Source organism: Halorubrum sp. SD683, assembly GCF_002135045.1.
Lineage (GTDB): Archaea > Halobacteriota > Halobacteria > Halobacteriales > Haloferacaceae > Halorubrum > Halorubrum ezzemoulense.
The window spans coordinates 1-22,337 of sequence record NZ_NEWJ01000045.1 but is presented as its reverse complement, the minus strand read 5'-3'; the positions used below and the strand labels follow the sequence as shown (position 1 = coordinate 22,337).

The 22,337-nt window shown below is 72.5% G+C and carries 24 protein-coding genes; 11 read left to right on the top strand and 13 right to left on the bottom strand.

The window, feature by feature from the left end:
- Positions 1-423: DUF5809 family protein (locus tag B9G49_RS11300; RefSeq protein ID WP_086216431.1), on the top strand; the 423-nt coding region annotated here is incomplete at its 5' end.
- A 98-nt stretch (positions 424-521) separates the two neighbouring features.
- On the opposite strand, the gene B9G49_RS11295 is transcribed toward B9G49_RS11300, so the two are convergent.
- The 8 genes from B9G49_RS11295 to cofD all read right to left on the bottom strand — a co-directional run bounded on the left by B9G49_RS11295 (position 522) and on the right by cofD (position 6,293).
- The gene (locus tag B9G49_RS11295) at positions 522-788 is read right to left on the bottom strand and encodes an elongation factor 1-beta (protein ID WP_049930274.1); all 267 of its coding nucleotides are present in this window, start codon (positions 786-788) and stop codon (positions 522-524) included.
- A gap of 1 nt (position 789) precedes the next feature.
- The gene (locus tag B9G49_RS11290) at positions 790-969 is read right to left on the bottom strand and encodes an HVO_2753 family zinc finger protein (RefSeq protein ID WP_049930276.1); all 180 of its coding nucleotides are present in this window, start codon (positions 967-969) and stop codon (positions 790-792) included.
- A 121-nt stretch (positions 970-1,090) separates the two neighbouring features.
- Complete coding sequence (locus tag B9G49_RS11285; RefSeq protein WP_086216430.1) at positions 1,091-2,326, bottom strand: tripartite tricarboxylate transporter permease; 1,236 nt, start codon at positions 2,324-2,326, stop codon at positions 1,091-1,093.
- A gap of 83 nt (positions 2,327-2,409) precedes the next feature.
- Positions 2,410-2,604, bottom strand: a complete 195-nt coding sequence (locus B9G49_RS11280; protein ID WP_049930279.1) for a 30S ribosomal protein S17e — start codon at positions 2,602-2,604, stop codon at positions 2,410-2,412.
- A 104-nt stretch (positions 2,605-2,708) separates the two neighbouring features.
- The gene (locus B9G49_RS11275; protein WP_086216429.1) at positions 2,709-3,344 is read right to left on the bottom strand and encodes a DUF447 domain-containing protein; all 636 of its coding nucleotides are present in this window, start codon (positions 3,342-3,344) and stop codon (positions 2,709-2,711) included.
- Complete coding sequence (locus B9G49_RS11270) at positions 3,341-4,342, bottom strand: triphosphoribosyl-dephospho-CoA synthase (RefSeq protein WP_086216432.1); 1,002 nt, start codon at positions 4,340-4,342, stop codon at positions 3,341-3,343. Before B9G49_RS11270 ends, B9G49_RS11275 begins: the two co-directional genes overlap by 4 nt.
- Positions 4,343-4,389: 47 nt before the next feature.
- Positions 4,390-5,244: a tRNA-dihydrouridine synthase gene (locus B9G49_RS11265; protein WP_086216428.1), complete on the bottom strand. Its 855-nt coding sequence runs from the start codon at positions 5,242-5,244 to the stop codon at positions 4,390-4,392.
- On the bottom strand, positions 5,241-6,293 hold the full coding sequence (gene cofD / locus B9G49_RS11260) for a 2-phospho-L-lactate transferase (RefSeq protein WP_086216427.1): 1,053 nt from the start codon (positions 6,291-6,293) through the stop codon (positions 5,241-5,243). The genes B9G49_RS11265 and cofD overlap by 4 nt, the downstream gene beginning before the upstream one ends.
- A 195-nt stretch (positions 6,294-6,488) precedes the next feature.
- On the opposite strand from cofD, the gene B9G49_RS11255 reads away from it, so the two are divergent.
- Complete coding sequence (locus tag B9G49_RS11255) at positions 6,489-7,004, top strand: hypothetical protein (RefSeq protein ID WP_086216426.1); 516 nt, start codon at positions 6,489-6,491, stop codon at positions 7,002-7,004.
- Between the two features lie 55 nt (positions 7,005-7,059).
- Here B9G49_RS11255 and B9G49_RS11250 read toward each other — a convergent pair whose 3' ends face one another.
- Positions 7,060-7,998, bottom strand: coding sequence for an isoaspartyl peptidase/L-asparaginase (locus B9G49_RS11250; RefSeq protein WP_049930288.1), 939 nt, complete (start codon positions 7,996-7,998; stop codon positions 7,060-7,062).
- A gap of 122 nt (positions 7,999-8,120) precedes the next feature.
- Between B9G49_RS11250 and B9G49_RS11245 the strand changes: the two genes are divergently transcribed.
- The 3 genes from B9G49_RS11245 (at position 8,121) to icd (ending at position 12,131) form a co-directional block, all read left to right on the top strand.
- Entirely contained in the window at positions 8,121-9,650 is a 1,530-nt protein-coding gene (locus tag B9G49_RS11245) for an HTTM domain-containing protein (RefSeq protein WP_086216425.1), read from the top strand.
- Between the two features lie 57 nt (positions 9,651-9,707).
- Complete coding sequence (locus B9G49_RS11240; protein WP_049930293.1) at positions 9,708-10,712, top strand: glycosyltransferase; 1,005 nt, start codon at positions 9,708-9,710, stop codon at positions 10,710-10,712.
- A 156-nt stretch (positions 10,713-10,868) separates the two neighbouring features.
- A complete protein-coding gene (gene icd, locus B9G49_RS11235) occupies positions 10,869-12,131 on the top strand; it encodes an isocitrate dehydrogenase (NADP(+)) (RefSeq protein WP_086216424.1) in 1,263 nt (420 codons plus the stop codon).
- A gap of 64 nt (positions 12,132-12,195) precedes the next feature.
- Here the strand turns inward: icd and B9G49_RS11230 are convergent, their stop codons facing one another.
- Positions 12,196-12,609: an Lrp/AsnC family transcriptional regulator gene (locus B9G49_RS11230; RefSeq protein WP_006114390.1), complete on the bottom strand. Its 414-nt coding sequence runs from the start codon at positions 12,607-12,609 to the stop codon at positions 12,196-12,198.
- A 96-nt stretch (positions 12,610-12,705) separates the two neighbouring features.
- On the opposite strand from B9G49_RS11230, the gene carA reads away from it, so the two are divergent.
- Both carA and surE read left to right on the top strand, forming a co-directional pair.
- Positions 12,706-13,767: a glutamine-hydrolyzing carbamoyl-phosphate synthase small subunit gene (gene carA / locus B9G49_RS11225; RefSeq protein ID WP_086216423.1), complete on the top strand. Its 1,062-nt coding sequence runs from the start codon at positions 12,706-12,708 to the stop codon at positions 13,765-13,767.
- Positions 13,768-13,955: 188 nt separating this feature from the next.
- Positions 13,956-14,843, top strand: coding sequence for a 5'/3'-nucleotidase SurE (surE, locus tag B9G49_RS11220; protein ID WP_049930297.1), 888 nt, complete (start codon positions 13,956-13,958; stop codon positions 14,841-14,843).
- Positions 14,844-14,924: 81 nt separating this feature from the next.
- On the opposite strand, the gene B9G49_RS11215 is transcribed toward surE, so the two are convergent.
- A complete protein-coding gene (locus B9G49_RS11215; RefSeq protein WP_080508553.1) occupies positions 14,925-15,164 on the bottom strand; it encodes a hypothetical protein in 240 nt (79 codons plus the stop codon).
- 431 nt (positions 15,165-15,595) lie between these two features.
- Between B9G49_RS11215 and B9G49_RS11210 the strand changes: the two genes are divergently transcribed.
- Together B9G49_RS11210 and B9G49_RS11205 are read left to right on the top strand one after the other, a co-directional pair.
- The gene (locus B9G49_RS11210) at positions 15,596-17,368 is read left to right on the top strand and encodes a glutamate--tRNA ligase (RefSeq protein ID WP_086216422.1); all 1,773 of its coding nucleotides are present in this window, start codon (positions 15,596-15,598) and stop codon (positions 17,366-17,368) included.
- Positions 17,369-17,470: 102 nt separating this feature from the next.
- Positions 17,471-17,800: a ferredoxin family protein gene (locus B9G49_RS11205; protein ID WP_086216421.1), complete on the top strand. Its 330-nt coding sequence runs from the start codon at positions 17,471-17,473 to the stop codon at positions 17,798-17,800.
- Between the two features lie 361 nt (positions 17,801-18,161).
- Here B9G49_RS11205 and tmcA read toward each other — a convergent pair whose 3' ends face one another.
- On the bottom strand, positions 18,162-20,492 hold the full coding sequence (gene tmcA, locus B9G49_RS11200; RefSeq protein WP_086216420.1) for a tRNA(Met) cytidine acetyltransferase TmcA: 2,331 nt from the start codon (positions 20,490-20,492) through the stop codon (positions 18,162-18,164).
- A gap of 136 nt (positions 20,493-20,628) precedes the next feature.
- On the opposite strand from tmcA, the gene B9G49_RS11195 reads away from it, so the two are divergent.
- The gene (locus B9G49_RS11195) at positions 20,629-21,075 is read left to right on the top strand and encodes a UPF0179 family protein (RefSeq protein ID WP_049930303.1); all 447 of its coding nucleotides are present in this window, start codon (positions 20,629-20,631) and stop codon (positions 21,073-21,075) included.
- 27 nt (positions 21,076-21,102) lie between these two features.
- Here B9G49_RS11195 and B9G49_RS11190 read toward each other — a convergent pair whose 3' ends face one another.
- Complete coding sequence (locus B9G49_RS11190) at positions 21,103-21,828, bottom strand: nucleoside phosphorylase (RefSeq protein ID WP_049930305.1); 726 nt, start codon at positions 21,826-21,828, stop codon at positions 21,103-21,105.
- A gap of 187 nt (positions 21,829-22,015) precedes the next feature.
- Between B9G49_RS11190 and B9G49_RS11185 the strand changes: the two genes are divergently transcribed.
- Positions 22,016-22,210, top strand: a complete 195-nt coding sequence (locus tag B9G49_RS11185) for a hypothetical protein (protein ID WP_086216419.1) — start codon at positions 22,016-22,018, stop codon at positions 22,208-22,210.
- Positions 22,211-22,337: the final 127 nt, after the last annotated feature.

Sequence of the window (22,337 nt, the reverse complement as noted above, 5' to 3'; positions counted from 1 at the left end):
ACGTTTGCCCCCCAGACGCGCGCCGAGGCGCTCGAACGGTACGAGGAGGTCGGTCCGGTCGCGCAGGTGGTCGTCCGCGAGGCGACGAAGGCGATGTCGTTCGGCGCCGACGAGTACGACGAGCGCGTCACCCCTGAGGTGATCCGAACCGCCCGCGACGCGACGTTCGCCGAGCTGCTCGCGGTCCACGTCGGCGAGGGCGACGAGTTCGACGCGTGGCTCGCCGACAGCGAGTTCGACGAGGACGCGGTCGTACGGATCGGCTCCGACAGCGTCGACAACGTCGTCTGGCACCCGATTCCCTTCGCGGACACCGTCGTCGCGGCGACGTATCAAGAGGAGCCGGACGCGGCGGCCAGCACCCTCCGGCGCAACGCCTTCGGGCGCGTGTACCGCGAGGAGTTCTACGAGTCAGGGCGGTAATCGGCCGACCGACACGAACGCCGGAGCGGCGGCTCTCCGAGCGGAACGGAAACCGCAAAACCCGGACCGCGGGTGCCGTCCGAACGGCGGCCCCGGCCTTACAAGCGACCGACGTTCTCGACGTTGACGGACTCGACGTCCTCGACCTGCGAGAACGCCTCCTCGACGGCCTCGGTGCCGCCGGCGCCGTCGGGGACGATGACGGTCGGCAGGAGCGCGACCAGCCCGAACGCGACGTCGTCGCGCTCGAAGCCGCGGATCTTCGCGCCCTCGGGGAGGACCTCCTCCAGCCGGTCCTGTAGCTCGTCGAGGTCGACCTCGGGGCTGTTCGGCATGACCTTGATCTTGGCGGCGACGTCGCCCATCTCAGGGCCCCCGGAAGCCGCAGTCGTGGCACTCGTAGAGGTTGCTCTGCTTCCGGCACTTCGCGCACCGGTAGATGGTGGCGCCGCAGTCCGGGCAGGAGAACTGCGCGGCGTTCATCCCGGACACCTGAATCCCACAGGAGACGCACTGCGGGGTGGCTTGAGAGTCGCTCTGGCTCATACACGTACCTACCGGCCGCGACTTTTAACCGTTGTTCTTTGCCTCGGAACCCTCCGTGCGTGACGGTACCGTGCCGCTGCTCGGGCGAGCCGCCGCGTCCCGCCGCGGTCTCCGCGACGTCTCACCCGGCGATCAGCGGTCCGATCAACACGCCCATCAGGTGGACGCGCCGCGCGCCGACCCGGGGCGGGGCGAGCCCCAGCGCGCCGGCGACGATCAGGACGCCGACGCCGAACGCCCCGGCGAACGCGTACGAAACGAGCGCGAGCAGCCCCAACACGCCGACAGAGAGCCGGGTGTAGTCGGCGTTCCCGACGATCCGGAGGTACGGGTCGCCGACGAGCACGACCAGCGCGAACCCGAAACACGCCGCGGTCGCGGCCGCGACGAGCAGCAACGGGAGCGCGAACGGCACGCCAGCGCGGTCGATCGCCACGGTCACGCCCGTGCGCGGCGTCCCGAGCGCGACCAGCGCGAACAGCGCAAAGATCGTGTTCGCGGTGTTCGCGCCGCTCGTCGCCACCACGAACCCGCGGTCGACCGACTCGGAGGGCACCGCCGGCATCGCGGCCACGGCGGCGATGGCTGCCGACACGCCCGGCACGTAGCCGACCACCGCGCCGGCGAGCGAGCCGGCACCGGCGCTCGTTCCGAGGTCGCGCGCGTCCATCGCGATCTGCGGGTCGGCCTGCGGCGGGACGCCGTCGCCGCCGAGCGCGTCGACGAGGACCGGAACGCCGAACAGCCCGGCGAAGAGCGGCGCGAGGACGCCGCCGGTCGACAGCGGGGCCGCGGGGTCGGCGTCGAGCGTCGCGAGGCCGAGCGCGGCGCTCGCGAGGAAGGCGACGAGTCCGCCGACCGCCGCCCGCCGCGACGACTCCGTCAGGACGAGCGCGACGACGACGGCGCCGAGCAGCAACGGGAGGTGCGCCCGCAGCGTCGGGTACCACCGGATCATGAGCCACGTGATCGGGACCGCCAGCGGCACCGCGAGCGCGACCGCCAACCCGGACCCGACGGCGGAGAGGCGGACCGCCTCTCTCCCCCGCCCCGCGATCACCAACCGATGACCGGGAAGCGCGGCGACCGCGGTCGCGGCGTCGGGGACGCCCAGCGCGAGCGCGGGGACGATGTCGAGGAACGAGTGGACGACGCCGGCGCCGAGCATCGCGACCCCGACGAACAGCGGATCGGCGGGTACCGACGGCGCGAACCCGGCCAAGAGCAGCGCGAAGTTGTTGGCGTGGAGCCCCGGGACCAGCCCGCTCGCGGTCCCGAGCGCGACCCCGGCGAGGAGGAAGGCGAGCGCCCCGGCCGCGAACGCCGGGTCGACCGTCGGCCGCACGAGCGCGTCCATCGAGGCGGCGTGGCCGCGGCTCCGGACTTAAGCGGTCGGACGGTCGGACCCGTCGGCAGAACCGGACGATTCGAACCGAGCGGTTACGCGTTCTGCGCCGCCTGCGACTTCTTCTGGGTGACGTAGCCGGCGATCCGGTTACGGACGCCCTTCGACTCGACGGTCGTCAGCGCCGTGACGCTCTCCTTGTTCGTCTCGAAGTCCGCGTTGAACGAGTCGGGATACTGCTCCAGCAGGAGGTTCCCGAGCTGTTTGATGTACTTGGGCTTGATGGCCATACCGAGCGGTACCGGCGGCCCGAACTAAAAGGGTTCGTTCCGCCGCGAGCGGCCGCGAGGCGCGCTCCCGGCGGCCGAAGCGAGCCCCGGTCGCTCCCGCCCCGTCACTCGCCGTCGCGCTCGCGCCACCCGGTCGCCTCGTCGATGCGATCGAACGCCTCGCGCTCGGCCGGCCCGCCGCAGCGCTCCACCACGTCGGCGAAGTAGCGGAGCCGGTCGAGCAGCTCGGCCGTGTCGAACGACGGCACGTCCAGCCGCGAGGCGGCCACCGTCGCGTCGACGACCGCGCCGAACCCCCGGTTGACGGTGGGAACGCGCTCGGCGACGACCGCCGACTCGACCGGCGACAGCTCCCACGTCCGGATCGTGGTCTCGCCCTCGGTCTCGGCCGCGACCTCCTCCGCGCGCACCTCGACCCACGCGTCGGCGCTCGGGAGGACAGGGTCGTCCGTCTCCCGGACCGTCAGCGCCGCGTCGACGAACGTCCGCGGGTCGACGGTGAACTGGACCACGCCGCCCCCGCGCTCGGCGAAGTTCCGCCACGTCCGGGTGCGGCCGTAGGTGCGCGCGGTGACCGGCTCGTCCGGCTCGTCCGGGGCGTGAACTCCGAGCGCAGCGACGTTCCACCGGTCGTTCGGCCCGCGCGTCGTCACCACCGACTCCGTGACGCCCCGGAGCGGCACCGGCCACCCGTCCGGGGCTACGCCGACGGACCCCTCGTCCGGCGTTCCATCGCTCACGGCGCCACCTCCGCGCCGCGCCGGAGCGCGACGAACAGCGCCGCGCAGGTGAGGTCGGCGGTCGTGCCGGGGTTGATCCCCTCGGCGACGAACGCCGCCGCCAGCGACTCCGCGGCGTCGAGGTCGGCGCCGTGAACGGCCTCGGCGTCGACCGCGGAGACGTCTCCGACGGGGTCGCTCGGGTCGCTGCCGTCCGGATACAGGATCTCTCTCGCCCGCGCGCTCGCCTCGCGGGCCGTCTCCGCCCCCCGAGTCGACGCGACGAGGGTGTCCGGCTCCGCGGCGAGCAGCCCGAGGAACGCCCGCGCCGCCCGGTCGGCCAGCGGCCCCTCGTCCGTCAGGATCCACTCGGCCGCGCGGAACGTCCGCGGGAACCCCTCGACCCACTCCGCCGCGTTGCGGTCCGGGACGCGGTCAGAGGCGGCCGAGCCGCCCGCCGCCCCAGCGTCGACCGGGTCCGCTGACAGCGCGAGCACGTCCCGAAGCGTCGCCTCGCGCTCGCGGAGCGCGGGCTCGGCGGCGCCCCCGCGGCGCACGTCGAGGTCGGCCGCGCCCTCCGGCGGGTCGTCGACCGCGACGTCGACGACCTCGAACACCCGGTAGAACGCGACCGCATCGTCGACGGTCGTCGACCGACAGACCGCGTCCACGCCGGCGGGGGAGAGCTCGCGGTCGGGGTCCGCAGCCGCCCGCACCAGCGGGACGAGCAGCAGGAGACAGCCGAACTGGGTGTTCGTGCCGGCGCGTGCGGCCATCCCCTCCACGGCCCGCTCGAAGGCCGCGCCGACCGCGGGCCGCTCGGCGACGCCGCCGTCGGTCTCGGCAGCCAGTTCGAGCCCCGGCCGGGCGCCGACCGCGCCGCCGAGGAACGCCTCGAACCGGAGGTCGTCGAGGTCGCGGCGGCGGTCCACGTTCCCGGGCTTCGGCGTGCCGGCCACCTCCACCAGGAGCGCGAGCGTCGCGTCGTCGACGGGGTCTGTCGCCCCGCTCGGCGTCACGTCTTCCGCCGGTTTCGTCGCATCTCCTGTCGGGCGCTCGTCACCGCTCACGGCCGCACCTCCGGCCCGGGATCCGCTTCGCCGGCGCGCTCCCGCAGCGATCCCGCCCGCCACTCATCGACAGCGTCCGCGACGCGCGCGAGGACCGGCGGGTCCTCTGTCGGGCGCCCCGCGCTCACCGCGTCGGCCCCGTGCGCGGCGTATTCGGCGACCGTCTCGCGGCCTCGGACGCCGTTGTTGGCGACGACTGTCAGGTCGGCGAGGCGGTCTCCGCCCTCGGATGCCGCGTCGACCGCCGCTGCGAGGTCCGCGATCACCGCCTCCGAGTCCATCGCGTCGACGTGGAGCCAGTCCGCGCCCGCGCTCGCGACGCGCTCCGCGACGGCGACGAGGTCGACGCCGAGCACCCCGGCGCGGACCTTCACGCTCGTCGTCGCGCCCGTCCCGCTCGCGGCGGCGACGTACCGCGTCAACCGGGCCGGATCGCGGAGCAGCGACTCGCCGCAGCCGACCGCGCGGAGTTCGGGCTGCCGACAGTGGGCGTTGACCTCGCAGACCGCGCCGCGGTCGGCGCAGATCCGCGCGGCCTCCCGGACCGGCTCCGGCGCCGCGCTCCGGACGTTGACCCCCGGCCGGACCGGAACCTCGGCGAGCGCGTCGATCTGGTCGGCGACGAACCCGAGCGGGTCGGTCGGGAGGAACTCCGATCGCCCGCGCGCGACGAGATCGCGGGCGGCCGCCTGACTGGCGGGATCGAGCGCGACCCCGCCGAGTAGCGCGGCGTCGACGTGCTCGGCCGCAGCGCGGGCCCACTCGCTGTCGGCCGCGCCGCTGAGGCTCGCGGCGACGAGGAACGGATCGTCGCCCGCGGACGCTCCGGCCGCGTCGGCGCGCCGGGTCACTCCGCCCCCTCCCGCGGCGCCCCCGCGTCCGCCGCGCCGCCGGCGACCGCCGTCAGCGCTCGTTCGCAGGCCCGGGCGACGCGCTCGGCGTCGTCGACGCCGTCGATCTTCGTGTCGGTGCGCTCGACGTGCCGGTCGAGGTCGGTCGGGTCGTCGTCGTCGAGGACGAACGCGTCCGCGAAGGGGTACGCTTCGGCCACCCCCGCTGTCGAGGGCTCGCGGCCGACGCCCGCCATCAGCTCCGCGGCCGGGCCGGAGAACACCTCGTCGCCGACGAACGGCGAGACGGCGACCACGGGCGTCTCGCGGAGCGCGCGCTCGAACCCGGGGAGCGCCAGCATCGGGCCGAGGCTCGTCACCGGGTTCGAGGGGCCGATCACGACCGGATCGGCGAGCGCCGCCAGCGCGGGGTCGGTCGGTTCCGCGTCGGCCGCCCCCCGGAACTCCACGTCGGCGACCGCGGGCTCGGCGCGGCGCGCGACCCAGTACTCCTGGAAGTGGATGGTCTCGCCGCCCTCGGTGTGGACCAGCGTCGCCACCGCGTCGTCGGACATCGGGAGGAGGTCGACGTCGAGGTCGAACGCCGCGGCGAGGACGCGGACCGCCTCAGTGAGCGACTTCCCCTCGTCGAGCAGGCCCGTGCGCGTGAGGTGGACCGCGCGGTCGCGGTCGCCGATCTCCATGAACTCGCCGACCGCGGAGAACCGCCGCCAGCGGGCGATCTCGCGGCCAGCGGTCTGCGTCGCGTCGTCGAGGTAGCGCGGGGTCCCCGGCTCGCCGTCGAGCGCGTCGCCCGCGGCGCTCGCGAGGCGGGAGAGCTCCTCGTGGGTCGCGGTCGTGTCGCCGTCGATCCCCCACCACGTCTCGCGGTCGAGGACGCCGCCGCCCGCGAACAGCACGGTGTCGACGTCGGGGCAGACGAGGTGACCGCCGATCTCGACGTCGTCGCCGGTGTTGGCGACGACCGCGGTCTCGGACGGATCGAACACCCGGGCCGCGCCGTCGAGGAGCTTCGGCGTGCCCGTCCCCCCGGCGAGGAAGGTTACCATACCGGCGCAAGGCGACGGTCGGGCTTGTATCCTCGCCTCCGCGGGCGACGAGCTACGACCGGTGCTACCAGTGGCGGTCTCCTCGAGTCACCGTCGCGGGGGCAGTCGACGGAGGCGCTGAAAGCCGCCAATAGGTGTCGAAAGCTACATATCAGACGAACCGAAAGAACCGTCTCGACACCGTCCTGTCTCCTCATGGATTTCACGACCGAAGCACACCTCGATGAATATGTCATCGACGGAGAAAACACGGTCTCGTTTTTTGCGTCCGACGGGGAACTCACCTACCGTCGGCCGTCCGCGGACGAACCCGTCTCGATCCCGGTCCGCGATATCACAAGCGTCGAGTTCGAGCGGGACACGAGCCTCCACCGACACACGTTCCTCGGACTGTTCTTCCTCGTCCTCTCGCTCGTCCTCACCGTCGGCGCTATCGGGCTGGTGTACACCGGACGCATCGAGACCCGCCCCGAGATCGCGTTCGCGGCGTTCCTCGGGCTGTTCGCGGTCGGCGGCTGGAACACGACCCGCGACTTCCTCTCTCACTCGGACCGCGACGTGATCGACGTCTACGTCAACACCGAGGCGGAAACCCACGTCCTCTGCGGCGAGGTCGGTCACGCCGGGTTCGTCGACGCCTGCGGACAGCTCATCGACTCCGACGTTCCCACGACGAACCGCAACCGAAAGCTCGCGACCGCCCTCGAATAGCGCGGGTCCGTCGCCCGGCCGGGACGCCGCCTCGCCGCGCCGGACTCGCCGGCGGCTATTCGTGTGCGACGCTCGTCTGCATCCCCTCGGTGTTGAACGCGCTCCCGGCCGCGTCTGCGCCCGCCGCGGTCGGGTCGAGGACGATGACGCCCGCCCCCGACCCGGTCAGCTCCTCGAACTCCGCGATCGCCCGGTCCGCCGCCTCCTGCGCCCCGAGGCCGTCATCGAGGTGGCCGACCGCTCGTCGCGAGAGCGTCACCCGCGCGATGTCTTCGCCGGCGCCCGTCGCGCTCGCCCCGCCGGCCTCGGTACAAAAGAAGCCGGAGCCGACCTGCGGCACGTCGCCGACGCGCCCCGCGAGCGCGAACGACCGCCCGCCGGTCGAGGTGACCGCCGCGACGCGCTCCCCGTCGGTCGCGACCGCGCCGACGGTGTCGTGATCGGAGGCGCGGCCCGACGCCTCGACCCCCGTCCCGTCGCCGTCGTCCGGCCGCTCGCCGGCCCGATCGTCGCCCGACCCGAACCGCGACGCAAGCCAGTCGAGGTGCTCCCGCGGGCCGCCCCGCGGCGGGTCCTCCGCCTCGTATCGCTCCCGCGTCTCGTCGGTGAGCAGGGCGGCGCCCGTCTCGACGCCGAACTCCGCCGCGAGTTCGACGGCGTGTTCACCCGAGACGAAAACGTGCGGCGTCTCGTCACGGACGATCCGGGCGACGCTCGCCGCGTGTTCGACGCCCGGCATCGAGCAGGCCGCGCCGATCTCGCGGTCCGAGGTCATCACGCCCGCGTCGGTGCGGACGACGCCGTCGGACTGGACCGCGCCGCCGACGCCCGCGTTGAACCGGGGGTCCGATTCGAGGACGGCGACCGCCGACTCCACCGCGTCGAGCGGCGTCGCGGCGTCGGCGCCGCGCGCGGCCGCCTCGTCGAGGACCGCCTGCCTGGGCTCCGGGTCGTCCGGGGCGCCGCCGGCGCCGCCGTGAACGATGACTCGCATACCGGAGGCTCCCGCGGCGGCCACATAAGCGTCCGGAAGCCGGCGGCGACCGCTGGGGTCGACCGGCCTCCCGCTCCGCCGCCGCAAGACCTATTCCCGCCGCTGGGCGAGTCGGAGCCATCGTGACGACGGCCGATTCCGCCGGCGACGCCGCCCCACGCCGCGCCGCGTCCCGGCTCCGCGCCGCGCTCCGCCGGCGACTCGGGATTGACCCCCGCGCGCTCGCCGCGTTCCGGATCGCGCTCGGCGCCGTCCTCCTCGTCGACCTCGCGCTCCGGTCGCGGAACCTCGTCGCCTTCTACACGGACGCCGGCGTCCTCCCGCGGGCGACGCTCACCGACGCGTATCCACTCGGCGCCCGCTTCTCGCTCCACGCCGTCTCCGGCGAGGCGTGGGCCGTCGCGCTGCTGTTCCTCGCCGCCGCGCTCGCCGCCGTCGCGCTCGCGGTCGGCCACCGGACCTGCGTCGCGGTCGTCGCCTCCCTGCTCCTGCTCGCGTCGCTTCAGGCGCGGAACCCCTTCGTCCTCAACGCCGGGGACACCCTCCTCCTCCAGCTGCTCGGCGCCGGACTCCTGTGCCCGCTCAGCGCTCGCTGGTCGGTCGACGCGGTCCGCCGCCGCGCCCCCGATGCCGCGGCCCCGCCCAGCGGCGACGGCCGCGACCGCGTCGCGGGCCCCGCATCGGCGCTCCTCCTGACGCTCGCGGTCGTCGTGTACGTCGCCAACGCGGTCGAGAAGCTCCGAGGGTCGATGTGGCCCGGCGGCGAGGCGGTCGCGCGCGTGTTCCGGCTCACCTACCTCCACGGCCCGCTCGGCGGGCTCGTCCCGGAGTGGCCGGCGCTGCTCTCGGCGGCCACCTACGGCTGGCTCGCGCTGCTCGTCGCCTCCCCGCTGCTGGTCGCGGCCGCCGGCCGGGCCCGGGCCGCGCTCGCGGGGACGTTCGTCGCCGCGCACCTCTCGATGGCCGCCGCGCTACAGATCGGCGTGTTCCCCGCGATCTCCGCGACCTCGCTGCTGCCCTTCTTCCCGCCGTTCGTCTGGGACCGCGTCGAGCGCGCGGTCGCCCCCGCCGCCGACCGGCTCCGCCGCCTCGCGGAGCGTCGGACCGGCTCCGCGGGACGACCGGCCGGTTCGCGGTCGCTCCGGGTCCTCCGCGAGGGAGTCGCGGCCGCGATCCCGGTCCTCGCCGCGGTCCTCCTCGTCGCGGTCGTCGCGTGGAACGGGATGGCGCTCGGGGCTGTCGAGACGCCCGACGCGGTCGCGTCGGTGTCCGACCCGACGGAGGGCGGCTGGACCATGTTCGCGCCGAACCCGCCCTCGACCGACGCGCGCGTGTCGGCGACCGCCGCGACCGCCGACGGCGACCGGATCGACGCGCTGTATGGCGACCGCGTCGCGCGCGACCGACCGCCCTCCGACGCCCGCGCGTACCCGACCGCGCGCTGGCGGAAGCTCCTCACGGCGCTCGCGAACAACCCTGACTCGGCCCGCGTCGACCCGCTGCTCGCGCACCTCTGCGACCGGGCGGGGGGCTTCGCCGAGGGTGGAGACGGCGCGATCCGGTCGGTCACGGTGTCGGCCGTCGACGTCGACGTGAGGGACGGGGAGACGCGGGTCGACGAACTCGGGACGCGCTCGTGCTCGGCGCCGTGAACGGGGCGCGAGACTCGATCGCGGACGTTTACTTTCGGACCGCCCGATACCCCTGTCGTGACAGCTCCGGAACCGACCGCGTCGCCGGGAAACTCGACGCCGGTGTCCGTCCTGCTCCCGACCGTCCGCTGGACCGACGCCTGCGACGAGGTGGCGGCCCAGCTCCGCGGGTCCGAGGCGCTCGGCGGTGAGGCGAGCGGCGCGGCCGACGACGACGCGGACGCCGACGAACTCCTCGTGATCTGCGACTCCCCGGACGACCCGGTCGCCGACCGGCGGGGAGACCTGCCGCCCCGCGTCCGGATCGTCATCGCCGGCGAACCGGAGGGGTGTTCCGGCAAGGCCAACGCGATCGCCGCCGGGATGGCGGCGGCCGCGAACGACCGGATCGCCTGGACGGACGACGACTTCCGCCATCCGCCCGACTGGCTGGCGACGCTCGACGCCGACTACGACCGGCAGGGGCCCACCACGGAGGTCCCGGTGTTCGTCGGGCTCGACCCGCTGGCTCGCCTGTTCGAACCCGCGTACGTGATCGGCGGGACGCTCGCGGTGTTCGCGGCCGGCGTCGCGTGGGGCGGCGCGGTAATATTCGAGCGCGAGGACCTCCGCGCCGGGGAGGCGGCGTTCCGCCGGGACCTCCTGCGGACGGTCAGCGACGACGGGACGCTCACCGACCACCTCGACGTGGCGTCGGTCGACCGGACGCGGTACGTCCGGGCGGGCGGGTCGGCCCGGGACTCGCTGGAGCGGTTCGTCCGCTTCCTGACGATCACCCGGTACCACGCCCCCGGGGCGACCGCGTTCAACGCCGCCTTCGGCGTCTCGATGGCGGCGCTCTGCCTGTTCGCGCCGGTCGCCGGGGTGACGCTCGTCACGGCCCTCGCCGGGGCGGCGTACGCCCGGTTCGGGATCCGGCGCGCGACGTTCCTGCTCGCCGCGCCGGGCGTGCTGATCGCGCCCCCGCTGATGGCGTACGCGTTCGCCCGCCGGACGTTCGTCTGGGGCGGGCGCCGCTACCGCTGGCGGTCGCTGTTCGACGTCGAGGTCGAGCCGATCTGACCGCGGGACACCGCGGGGAGGCGTCGGGGCCGCCCGCGGTGAGAACGGGAGAGACTGCGAGAGCGCCCGCGGCGAGAACCGGCAAAGGCTGCGAGCGCGACGCTCACGCCGAAAACGGCAACCACTTTAGGGGGCCACGGAAATCGTCGAACGTTCATGAGTTACGATAAAGTCGATGTCCCTGACGACGGCGAAGCGATCACGCTCGCCGACGAGGAGACCGGCGAGCTGAACGTGCCGTCGAACCCCATCATCCCGATCATCCACGGCGACGGAATCGGCACCGACGTCGGGCCGGCCGCACAGCAGGTGCTCGACGCCGCCGCGGAAGCGACCGGCCGATCCATCTCGTGGATGCGCGTCTACGCCGGTGCCAGCGCCCGCGAGAAGTACGACGAGAACCTCCCCGAGGACACCGTCTCGGCCATCCGCGACCACCGCGTCGCGATCAAGGGCCCGCTGACGACCCCCGTCGGCGCCGGCTTCCGCTCGCTGAACGTCGCCCTCCGCAAGACGCTCGACCTGTTCGCGAACGTCCGTCCCACCTACCACCTCGAGGGCGTCCCGTCCCCCGTCAAGAGCCCCGGGGAGATGGACATGGTCACGTTCCGCGAGAACACCGAGGACGTCTACGCCGGCGTCGAGTGGGAGGCCGGCACCGAGGGCGCGGAGCAGGTACGCGACTTCCTCGAGGACGACATGGGCATCGCGGACGTCATCCACGACGGTCCGGTCGGCATCGGCGTCAAGCCCATCTCCGAGTTCGGCTCGAAGCGCCTCATCCGCGAGGCCGTCGACTACGCGCTCGCGAACGACCGCGACTCGGTCACCCTCGTCCACAAGGGGAACATCATGAAGTTCACCGAGGGCGCCTTCCGCGACTGGGGCTACGAGGTCGCCGAGGAGGAGTACGGCGACGACGTGATCACCGAAGACCAGCTCTGGGAGGAGCACGACGGCGAGCAGCCGGAGGGCACCCTCGTCGTGAAAGACCGCATCGCGGACAACATGCTCCAGCAGCTGCTGACCCGCACCGACGAGTACTCCGTCATCGCGACGATGAACCTCAACGGCGACTACATGTCCGACGCCGCCGGCGCGCAGATCGGCGGTCTCGGCATCGCGCCCGGCATCAACCGCGGTCACGGTCGCTGTCTCGCCGAGCCCGTCCACGGCTCCGCGCCCAAGTACGCCGGCGAGGACAAGGTGAACCCCACCGCGATGATCCTCTCGGGCCGCGAGATGCTCGACTACCTCGGCTGGTCCGACGCCGCGGACCTCGTGCGCGACGCCGTCGAGGAGACCATCGCCTCGGGCAAGGTCACCTACGACCTCCACCGACAGATCGAGGGCGGCGAGAAGCTCGCCACCAGCGAGTTCGCGGACGCCGTCGTCGACAAGATCGACGAACTGGCGTAAGGCTCCGTCGTCGACCCCGCGGTCAACGACTCCTCTTCTCTCCAAATCGTCGCTGCGTCCCCGCCTATCCCAACCGCTCGTCGAGGATGAGCCGCGTCTTCGTCGACTTGACCTCGTCCATCTCGCGGGCCTGCGTGATCAGTTCGTTGACCGCGCGCGTGTCGACCGCGTCGACGACGAGGACGACGTCCTCCTCGCCGGACACCTGCCAGACGAAGTCGACCTCTTCCCACTCCACCATCCGCTGGCCGACCGCGTCCGTGTTGACGTTCATCTCCACCGAGATCTCGATCATGGCTTTCACGTTGCCGGTGCGGGTCGTGACCGTGAACCGCTCGATCACGCCCTCGTCCGTCATCCGGTCGACGCGGTTGCGCACGGTCCCCTCGGAGGTCCCCACCCGGTCCGCGATCTCCGTGTACGGGGTCCGCGCGTCCCGTCGCAGGATCGAGAGGATCCGTCTGTCGAGGTCGTCCATACCGATCCGTCTCGGTCTGCCGACTTACCCGTTACGAATATCGTAACTAACCTTCGAACGACGCATTTATTATCCTTTACGCGTACGTTTCTCGTAATGTCGGACGCCTACATCGCGCTGGCCGACGGTCGCGTGCTCGAAGCGCGCGCCCGTGCGCCGGGGCGGACCCGCGGCGAACTAGTGTTCACGACCGCGTACACCGGCTACGAGGAGTCGCTCACCGACCCCTCCTACGCCGAACAGATCCTCACCTTCTCGTACCCCCTCATCGGGAACTACGGCGTCCGAACCGAGCGGTTCGAGTCCGAATCGGTCCGGCCGAACGCGGCGGTCGCCCGCGAGATGACCGACGACGTCGCCGACTGGCTCGCCGCGGAAGGCGTTCCGGCCGTCGACCACGTCGACACCCGCGAAATCGTCACCACCGTCCGCGAGGAGGGCGCGATGGCCTGCGGGATCGCCGCCGGCCCGGACGCGACCGCCGAGGACGCCGTCGAAGCGATGGAGGCGTGTAAGCCGATGAGCGACCACGTCGATATCGGCGCGCAGGTGTCCGTCGCGGAGCCGACCGTCCACGAGGGGGGCGGCGACGCCGACGTGGCCCTCCTCGACTGCGGCGCCAAGGGATCGATCATCTCCTCGCTCACCGACCGCGGCGCGGACGTCCACGTGCTCCCGTACGACGCGACCCCCGAGGACGTGGCCGCCGTCGGGCCCGACGTGCTCTTCGTCTCGAACGGCCCGGGCGACCCGGAGAACTTCGTCGCGGCCCAGGCGGTCGTCGACGAGTTCGCCGGCGACCTGCCGATGGCCGGCATCTGCCTCGGACAGCAGGTGATCACGAGCGCGCTCGGCGGCTCGACCGAGAAGATGGCGTTCGGCCACCGCGGCGTCAACCAGCCGGTGAAGGACCTCCGCACCGACAAGGTCGTGATGACCACCCAGAACCACGGCTACACGGTCGACGACACCGGCCCGCTGGAGGTGACGCAGGTGAACGTCAACGACGACACCGTCGAGGGGCTCGACAGCGAGGATCTCGACGTGATCACCCGCCAGTACCACCCCGAGGCGAACCCCGGGCCGCACGACTCGCTCGGCTTCTTCGACGAAGTGCTCGACCTGGCGACCTCGTCGCGCCGCGTCGCGGCCGACTGAGCCGACGGTCCGCCCTCCCCGCTCCCGGCGGTTCCGACGCCCTCTGACTGACCACTCGGAGTACCACCCGGTCGGCGCTCGCGACGCCGTCTTCGCTCTCCGCTCTCACCTCTCGGTCCGTCCTTCGGTCTCCGCGCCCCTCGCCGTGGACCGGCGACGTTTTCTCCCGTCCCCCCGCACACCGTCGTATGCCAACCGAGATCCTGCTCACCAACGACGACGGGATCGACGCCGTCGGGCTTCGGGCGCTCGCGGACGCGCTCTCGCGCGACCACGACGTGACGGTCGTCGCGCCCGCGACGAACCAGTCCGGCGTCGGCGGCGCGCGCTCGTGGTGGGACACGACGGTCGACTACACCGAGACGGACCGCGGCTACGCGGTCGAGGGGACTCCCGCGGACTGCGTCGCGGTCGCGGACGTGGCGCTCGGGCTCGACCCCGACGTGGTCGTCTCCGGCTGTAACCACGGCCCGAACATCGGCGCGCACATCCTCGGGCAGTCCGGCACCGTCGGCGCCGCGATGGAGGCCTCGTTCCTCGGCACGCCCGCGATCGCCGTGTCGCTGTACGACCGCGGGAACCTCCCCGTGCCGCCGACGCTCGACAACGGCGACTTCGCGGTCGCCGGCGAGGTCGTCGCCGACCTGATCGACCGCGCCGAACGCGACGCCGGCGACGGCGCCCTCGAACTCCCGTTCGGCGCCGACGTGTTGAACGTCAACGTCCCGGCGGCGGACGACGAGGCCGCGGAGGACCCCACCTACCGGCTGACCGAGCCCGCCCGCGGCTTCGACGTGATCGAGTTCCGCCCGGGCGAGGAGGGACCCGACGACGAGAACGTCCCCGAGGGCTGGGAGTTCGGCGAGCGCCGCGGCGAGATGGGGATGGAGCTGCGGGACCGCTTCTGGCGGGAGTTCCTGCGCGGCGACGTGGCGGACGATCCCGGGTCGGACCGCCGCGCGGCCGTGGAGGGCGAAGTGAGCATCTCCCCGCTGTCGAGTTCGCGCGCCGTCGCGGGCGAAAAGGCGGGCGAACTCGTCGAGCCGGTTCGAGGCGCAGAGACGGGAGCCGATTAACGGCGGTCGTCGGTCGGAGTACGATCACTATCGACCACTTCAGCGGCGCAGTCTGCTGATTTAGCGGCGCGGTCTATCGATTCAGCGACGCCGCCGGGGCCGTCGCCCGCTCCCGCTGAACTCCGCGGCGAGCCGACCGAGGTACCACACGACGACCAGCCCGACGAGGAAGCCGCCGCCGAGCGCGGCGAGCAACTGGAGAGGCGACGGGTCCAACTGGAGGGCGAGGAGCGGCGGCGAGGCCGTGACAATCGCGAGCAACGCGATCCTGATCTTCCGGTTCCCCGCGTCCCGTTCGGACTCGGAGATGGGTCCTACCACCGCGATCCCCTCATCTGTGTTCCGACGACTCCCGGCGCGACGCTCATGCGCCCACCACGTCCCCGGCGAACATCAAGGCGACGAACCGAACCCGTTCGTCCGAGTTCGGTGCCGCCGGAGCGACCGCGGAACTATCGTCGCCCCGGACCGTCCGTCGGACGTGCCCACGTCGACGGTCGATCGGTGCGTTCGGTCCCGCACGGGCAAAAGACTCTCGACCGTTCACGCCGTCTCTGGGCTCTCTCCGCCGTGAACGGTCTGGGTCGTTTAAGACCGTTCGGCGGCTCGTGTCGAGTGCCCCTACCCGCCGTTCCGGTGCGACGGGCGCCGCGGCGACGCCGCCCTCGCCCCGCGTCGCCCGCTCCGCTCCGGGACTCGCCCCTCCCCGCCGTTTCGCGGCGTTTTTGACCCGACCCCGACAAGCGAGCGGCATGGACGACGAACTCCGCGAGCGCGTCGCGGCGGCCGGCGAGGCCGCGGCGCTTTTCAACGCGCTCAAACACGGCAGCGACCCGGACGTGGGCGCGATCATGGGGCCGATCATGGGCGAGAACCCCGAGTTCCGCCCGCACGGCGACGAGATCCCGGGCGTCCTCGCGCCGGTCGTCGAGGAGGTCGGCGAGATGGACGAGGCGGCCCGCCGGGAGCGGCTCGGCGAACTCGCCCCCGATAAGCTCGCGGAGCTGGAGGCCAACGACGAGGACGACGACCGCGTCCTCCCCGATCTCCCGAACGCCGAGGACGGCGAGGTCGTGATGCGCGCCGCGCCGAACCCCAACGGCCCGTGGCACGTCGGCCACGCGCGGATGCCCGCCGTCATCGGGACGTACAAGGAGCGCTACGACGGCGAGTTCATCTGCCGGTTCGACGACACCGACCCGGAGACGAAACGCCCCGACTTAGACGCGTACGACGCCATCCTGGACGACATCGAGTACCTCGGCTTCGAGCCCGACCGCGTGCTCTACGCCTCCGACCGGCTGGAGACGTACTACGAGCACGCCCGCGACCTGATCGACGCCGGCGGCGCGTACACCTGCTCGTGCTCCGGCGACGACTTCTCCGAGCTGAAGAACGCGGGCGAGGCGTGCCCGCACCGCGAGAAGGACGCCGAGACGGTCCGCGAGGAGTTCGCGGCCATGGTCGACGGCGAGTACGGCTCAGGCGAGATGGTCCTCCGCGTGAAGACCGACATCGAGCACAAGAACCCTGCGCTGCGCGACTGGGTCGCCTTCCGGATGATCGACACGCCCCACCCGCGCGAGGCGGCCGCCGACTACCGCTGCTGGCCCATGCTCGACTTCCAGTCCGGCGTCGACGACCACCTCACTGGCGTCACCCACATCATCCGCGGCATCGACCTCCAGGACTCCGCGAAGCGCCAGCGGTTCGTCTACGACTACTTCGACTGGGAGTACCCCGAGGTGCTCCACTGGGGCCACGTCCAGGTCGACGAGTACGACGTGACGCTCTCCACCTCGACGATCAAGGGGCTCATCGCGGACGGCGAACTGACGGGCTGGGACGACCCGCGCGCCCCGACCATTCGGTCGATGCGCCGTCGCGGGCTCCGGGGGCAGGCCTTGGTCGACTCGATGACGGAGCTGGGGATGTCGACCTCCGACGTCGACCTCGCGATGTCGTCCGTCTACGCGCATAACCGCGACCTCGTCGACGACGAGGCGGACCGCTACTTCTTCGTCCGCGACCGCGACGACGCGCCCGCCGTGGCGCTCCCGGTCGTCGACGGCGACGCGCCCGCGCCCGCGGCCGGCCATCCGCCGCTCCACCCCGACCACGAGGACCGTGGCGACCGCGAGGTGCCCGCCGGCCGGGTCCTCGTCGAGTCCCCCGACCTCCCGAGCGAGGGCGAGCGCGTCTGGCTCAAGGGGTACGGCTGCGTCCGGTACGAGGGCGACGAGCTCGCCTTCGTCGACGACGGCATCGAGGTCGTCCGCGAGGGGGACGTGGACGTGGTCCACTGGGCGCCCGCTGAGGAGGGCCTCGACACGCTCCTCCGGACCGTCGACGGCGACGTGCGCGGGATCGCCGAACCCGCGCTCGCCGACGTCGACCCCGACACGGTCGTCCAGTTCGTGCGCGTCGGCTTCGCCCGGATCGACGGGTTCGACCCCGAGGCGACCGACGAGGAGGACGGCCCGAACGGAACCGAGGACCTGCTAGCGTACTACGCGCACCCGTAGGCCGAGGTCGTCGATGTCCGGCCGCCCGGCGGCGCTGCGCTCGGTCGACCGAATCCGTTCGTCGGGGAATTTAAACCCGCGACCGGCGAAGCGAGGGCAACGATGGCCATCGACTCGAACTTCGAAGCGAACCGCGAGCGGGTCGGCGAGGAGGACGGCGTCGCCGTGTGGGGGCCCGTCGAGCCGCCGGAGAAACAGGGGATCCGCGGCACCCACGTCGCGGTCGACTTCGACATCTGTCTCGCGGACGGCGCGTGTCTGGAGGACTGCCCGGTCGACGTGTTCGAGTGGACGGACACACCCGGCCACCCCGAGTCCGAGCGGAAGGCGAACCCAGCGGACGAGGACCAGTGTATCGACTGTATGCTCTGCGTCGACGTCTGTCCGGTCGACGCGATCGATGTCGACCCCGGACGCGAGAACCGATTATAAGTAGTCGTTCTCGTTGTGGTGGCGGTCTCTGTGTGCCGAGTTGTTCTTTCATAAATGGTCAACAGCGGATCGCCGTCGAACCTCTCCAAAGCCCCAGTCGCGAGGCGGATACACGCTCGCTGCGCTCCTCGTCGCTCACTTCGTTCGCTCCTGCGGTGCTTGCGTCGCCTGCGTCCGCCTCGCGACTGCCCCTTTGAGTGCCGCCTCGACCGCACAGCACGGCACCTCACGCCTCCCCAGCCTCGCGGTTCGCGCTCTCCGAGCGCGAACCGTGTCCCTCGCGCGTGCTCCTCACGCCCTACGGGCGTTCGGAGGCACGCGCCACCGCAGACCTGTTAGCAAGCGGCCGTAGCCGATCCGCTCATTCGCCGGTGAACCGCTCCCGCTCCGCGAGCGCGAAGTCGGTCCCGTACCGCTCCACGAGGGGGGTGTAGCCGTCGCCGAGCGCCCGCATACACGCGCTCGTCGAGGCAAAGCCGAGGTCGTCGGCGACTTCCTCCCACGGCCGGCCTTGGAGGACCTTCCGAACGAGCAGGCGCTCCGCCCGGTCGTCGAGGTCGGCCCCCTCGACCAGCGCCGCGAGCGCGAGGTCGCGGAACGCGCCGGGCGCGCTGTCGTACATCCCCGGCCCGACCGACGCCCCGACGACGGAGCGCCACTCGGTCTCGGTGAGATCGACCGGGACGGAGGCGGAACACGCACCCAGCGCGCCGCGGATCACGTCCGGGTCGACGTCGCGGTGCGCGTCGGAAAGCCCGTCGCGCTCGCGGTCCCGGAAGGCGACCGCGTGGCGGGCGAGCAGGTCGCGCCCGGCCGCGGTCTCCGGGCGCAGCATGATCGCGGAGTGCTCGCCCGAGGCGTCGTTGCGGCTCGTCGAGAGGTGGCCGACCCGGTATCCCGCGCGCTTCCAGAAGCGGAGCAGGCGCGGCGTCGCGCCGTAGCCGACCGAGAAGTAGTCGACCGGCTCTCCGTCGTCGTGAGTCGCTTCGCCGTCGCCCGCCACTTCCCCCCCGAACTCCGCGTGGACCTCGTCGAGCAGCCGCGAGCCGAAGCCGGCGTCCCGGAGCGCGTGGTGGGTCGCGATCCGGACCGTTCGCAGGCCGCGCGGAGTAGCGGCGTCCTCGTCGCGAAGTTGGCTCGTGAGCACGTCCGGCACCATGTTGCCGCGGACGCGCTCGCCCTCGTACATCCGCCGCCGCGTCTCGGCGTCGAGGCCGCCCTCCCGCGCGAGGAGCGCGACCGCGACGACCCGGTCGTCCGCGACGAGCGCGCGCGCGACGAGGTTCGGCGCGTCGAGCAGCCGCGCGAGGTCGTTCGGCTCCGTCCGGTAGTGTGCGGTGACGAGCAGCCCGAACGCCTCGCCGAGCAGCGTCTCGTCCGCGCGCAGTTCCTCCGGGTCGAGCGCCCGATACGTCGCGTCGTCGACCGACGCGTCCGCGACCGCGTCGTCGACCGCCGGGCGAGCGTCCAACAGGAGCGCCCGCGACGCCCACGCCTCCACCGGGTCGTTCCGCGCGTACCGGATCGGCTCGTCGAGCCGCACGTCCCGGACCGCGAACCGCGAGCCGACCAGCCGCTCCCGGAACCGGACCGCGAACCCGCGGCCCGCCCCCTCGTAGCCGTGGACCGTCGTACAGAACGCGACCGCGGGCACGTCGAGGAACCCCTCCAGCAGGCGCACCGGGAGTGCCGCCGCCTCGTCGACGATCACCGCGTCCGCCCCGTCGGCGTCCGCCGCGGCCGCCGCGGGCGACATGAACCGGACGCGACCGCCGGCCGGCGTTCGGAGGTCGCGCTCGTCCGCGTCGCCCCCGCAGTCGTTGCGGTCGGCTTCGCCGCACCCTCCGTCTGTCTCGGTTCCGATCAGCTCTCGGGCCCGCGCGAACACCTCGGCGGCGTTCCGGAACGCGGGCGCGGTGACGAGCACGTCGGCGCCGCCGAGCGCGAGCGCGCCGGCCGCCAGCCCGGCCGCGCTCGACTTCCCGCGCCCCCGGTCGGACTCGACCACGACGGCGGCGCCGGGCTCGGCGAGCGCTTCGAACGCCCGCAGCGCCCGCGACTGGTCGGCGGTGCGGCAGGCGTCGTACGCGGCCGCGGGGAACGTCGCGCCCGGCGGCGCGCTCGGAGCGCGACGGGCGCTCGGGCCGTCGCGCTCGGCGGCCTGCTCGCCGGTGAGCCCGTCCCGTTCGAGGGCGTCGCGCTCCGGCCGGTCGCCGAGCGCGACCACCGCAACGCCGGGATGCGTCCGGAGCGTCGACGCGAGGCGCTCGCGGAACCGTCCCGTCACGTCCCCGACGCCGTACGGGGGGACCGCGAGCGAGTCGTCGAAGCGGTCCCGGACCGCCGGCCAGTCGTCGAGCGGGGGCGTCAGCAGGATCAGGAGCCCCCCGCCGTCGACCGCGCCGACCGCGCGGCCGAGCGCGTTGGGGACGAACCGCTCGTGGCAGTCGAGGACGACCGCCTCGCGGGTGCGTCCGAGCAGCTCGTCGGCGCTCCGCGGGCGGTGTTCCTCGAACCGGAATCCCTCCCGGGTCGAGACGAGCGAGACCGCCTCGTCGTCGACGCCGAGGGACACTATCGCGTCGTAGGCGGCGTCGGTTCCCCGGTCGCGGTCGCCCGCCAGCACGAGGACGCGCCGCTCGTTCGTCCGCTCGGCCTCGGCGCGCAGTTCGCGCGCGACTCCCGCGATCATCTCCGCTCGTGGTTGCCGAGGCGCGGTCATGTGTCTTCCCCTCCGCGCGTCGCCGAGGCGAGTTGCTCGTTCACGACGCTCCGGCGACGCCGGCAAAGGCGGGAGGCTTACGGCCGCGCGGCGCGTCGCTCCCGGCATGACCACGGTCACGCTCATCGGGACTCGGCTCGCGGACGTGGGCCGCGAGTTCGTCTACGAAGGGGAATCGGCCGGCTGCGAAGGGTGTCCCTACCGCGGCCAGTGTCTCAACCTCACCGAGGGGAAGCGGTACCGGGTGACAGACATCCGCGAGAACGCCCAGACGCTCGACTGCGCCGTCCACGACGCGGGCGTCCGCGCGGTCGAGGTCGAGCCCGCGTCGGTCCCGGCGAACGTCCCGTCGAAGCGCGCGTACGCCGGGAGCAAGGCGTCGCTCGCCGGTCCCTGCCCGCACACCGAGTGCCCGAGCCACGGCTACTGCGTCCCCGACGGCGCCGACTTCGACGAGGAGCGCGTCATCGATCAGGTGCTCGGCGACCCCCCGCACGAGACGTGCGCGCTCGACCGCGACCTGACGCTCGTGGAGTTCCGCGCGGAGGAGTGAGTCCGGCCGCGGGGCCGCTCGCTTCGCTTACAGCGAGGTGATCGCGTTCAGCGTGATCCGGATCGCGCGCTCGACGTTGTCCTTCGCCTTCTCCGGTAGTTCGTCGTCGGAGTCTGCCCCCTTCTGCGTGCCCGCGACGAGGTTGCCGTCCACCGTACAGATGGCGCCCGCCGCGAGCCCCTTGCGCCGCGCGAGCGAGAAGACGGTCGCCGCCTCCATCTCGATCGCGAGCAGGTTCGCGTCGTTCCAGTCCTCGACGTACTCGTCGTCCTCGTTGTAGAACGCGTCGTCCGAGACGATGGGGCCGACGTGGATCTCCTCGTCGTTGTCCTCGGCCGCATCGACCAAGCCGGTGAGTACGTCGTAGTCCGGGACCGCCGGGTAGTTCGCCGACTCGTACCGCTTGCTCGTCCCCTCCTCCTTGGCCGCGCCCGTCGCGACGACCATGTCGCCGACCTCCATCTCCGGCTGGAGCGCGCCGCAGGTGCCACACCGGACGAACGTCTCCACGCCGACCCGCGAGAGCTCCTCTACGGCGATGGCGGCCGACGGGCAGCCGATCCCGGTCGAGCAGATCGTGAGGTCGACCCCGTCGTAGGTCGCGTTGACGACTTTGTACTCGCGGTTCTGCGCGACGACCTCGCTGTCGTCACACAGGTCGGCGATCCGGTCGACGCGACCCGGATCGCCCGGGATGACCGCGATCTCGTGGACATCGCCCTCCTCGACCAGCAGGTGCGGCTGTTTCGCCATACGCGCCGCAACAGCGGCCGCGCGCAAAAACGGACCGGTCGGCGGGCGGGGATCACGCCGCAAACACAATTTGATATCGCGCTATGCGATTTACAACAGCGATCGAACGGCCGCGGTCCCCCTCAGGCTGGACCACCGACTCCACCGGATCGGGCCGTTTTATCGCCCGAGGCCGCGACGTTCGACTATGACTGACGCTGACGCCTCCGCCGGTTTCGGTTCGACGCTCGGTGCGCTCACCGTCGCGTTCCTCCTCGTGACACTCGTCGCCGGGACGCTGCTTGGCTTCAACTGGACGCAGGCGGTGTTGCTCGGCGGGTTCGCTGGCGTCGTGGCGGTCGGGTCGGCGTGGCTGACGGACCGGCGAGCAGACAACGACTAACGCTCTTCAGTAGACTGGCGGAACCTGGAGTATTAGTGCCTCTGGTCTGGCAAAACGGGTATGTGTGAGAACCGTCCTGCCTTCGGCCAGTGGCTAACGGAACTTGCGGAGCTGGGCGTAATAGAAT

Bases quoted from the DNA above. Each gene is read 5' to 3' on its own strand.
- B9G49_RS11295 (WP_049930274.1), bottom strand. From the start codon at position 788: ATGGGCGACGTCGCCGCCAAGATCAAGGTCATGCCGAACAGCCCCGAG.
- B9G49_RS11290 (WP_049930276.1), bottom strand. From the start codon at position 969: ATGAGCCAGAGCGACTCTCAAGCCACCCCGCAGTGCGTCTCCTGTGGG.
- B9G49_RS11285 (WP_086216430.1), bottom strand. From the start codon at position 2,326: ATGGACGCGCTCGTGCGGCCGACGGTCGACCCGGCGTTCGCGGCCGGG.
- B9G49_RS11280 (WP_049930279.1), bottom strand. From the start codon at position 2,604: ATGGCCATCAAGCCCAAGTACATCAAACAGCTCGGGAACCTCCTGCTG.
- cofD (WP_086216427.1), bottom strand. From the start codon at position 6,293: ATGGTAACCTTCCTCGCCGGGGGGACGGGCACGCCGAAGCTCCTCGAC.
- B9G49_RS11255 (WP_086216426.1), top strand. From the start codon at position 6,489: ATGGATTTCACGACCGAAGCACACCTCGATGAATATGTCATCGACGGA.
- B9G49_RS11250 (WP_049930288.1), bottom strand. From the start codon at position 7,998: ATGCGAGTCATCGTTCACGGCGGCGCCGGCGGCGCCCCGGACGACCCG.
- icd (WP_086216424.1), top strand. From the start codon at position 10,869: ATGAGTTACGATAAAGTCGATGTCCCTGACGACGGCGAAGCGATCACG.
- B9G49_RS11230 (WP_006114390.1), bottom strand. From the start codon at position 12,609: ATGGACGACCTCGACAGACGGATCCTCTCGATCCTGCGACGGGACGCG.
- carA (WP_086216423.1), top strand. From the start codon at position 12,706: ATGTCGGACGCCTACATCGCGCTGGCCGACGGTCGCGTGCTCGAAGCG.
- surE (WP_049930297.1), top strand. From the start codon at position 13,956: ATGCCAACCGAGATCCTGCTCACCAACGACGACGGGATCGACGCCGTC.
- B9G49_RS11210 (WP_086216422.1), top strand. From the start codon at position 15,596: ATGGACGACGAACTCCGCGAGCGCGTCGCGGCGGCCGGCGAGGCCGCG.
- B9G49_RS11205 (WP_086216421.1), top strand. From the start codon at position 17,471: ATGGCCATCGACTCGAACTTCGAAGCGAACCGCGAGCGGGTCGGCGAG.
- tmcA (WP_086216420.1), bottom strand. From the start codon at position 20,492: ATGATCGCGGGAGTCGCGCGCGAACTGCGCGCCGAGGCCGAGCGGACG.
- B9G49_RS11195 (WP_049930303.1), top strand. From the start codon at position 20,629: ATGACCACGGTCACGCTCATCGGGACTCGGCTCGCGGACGTGGGCCGC.
- B9G49_RS11190 (WP_049930305.1), bottom strand. From the start codon at position 21,828: ATGGCGAAACAGCCGCACCTGCTGGTCGAGGAGGGCGATGTCCACGAG.
- B9G49_RS11185 (WP_086216419.1), top strand. From the start codon at position 22,016: ATGACTGACGCTGACGCCTCCGCCGGTTTCGGTTCGACGCTCGGTGCG.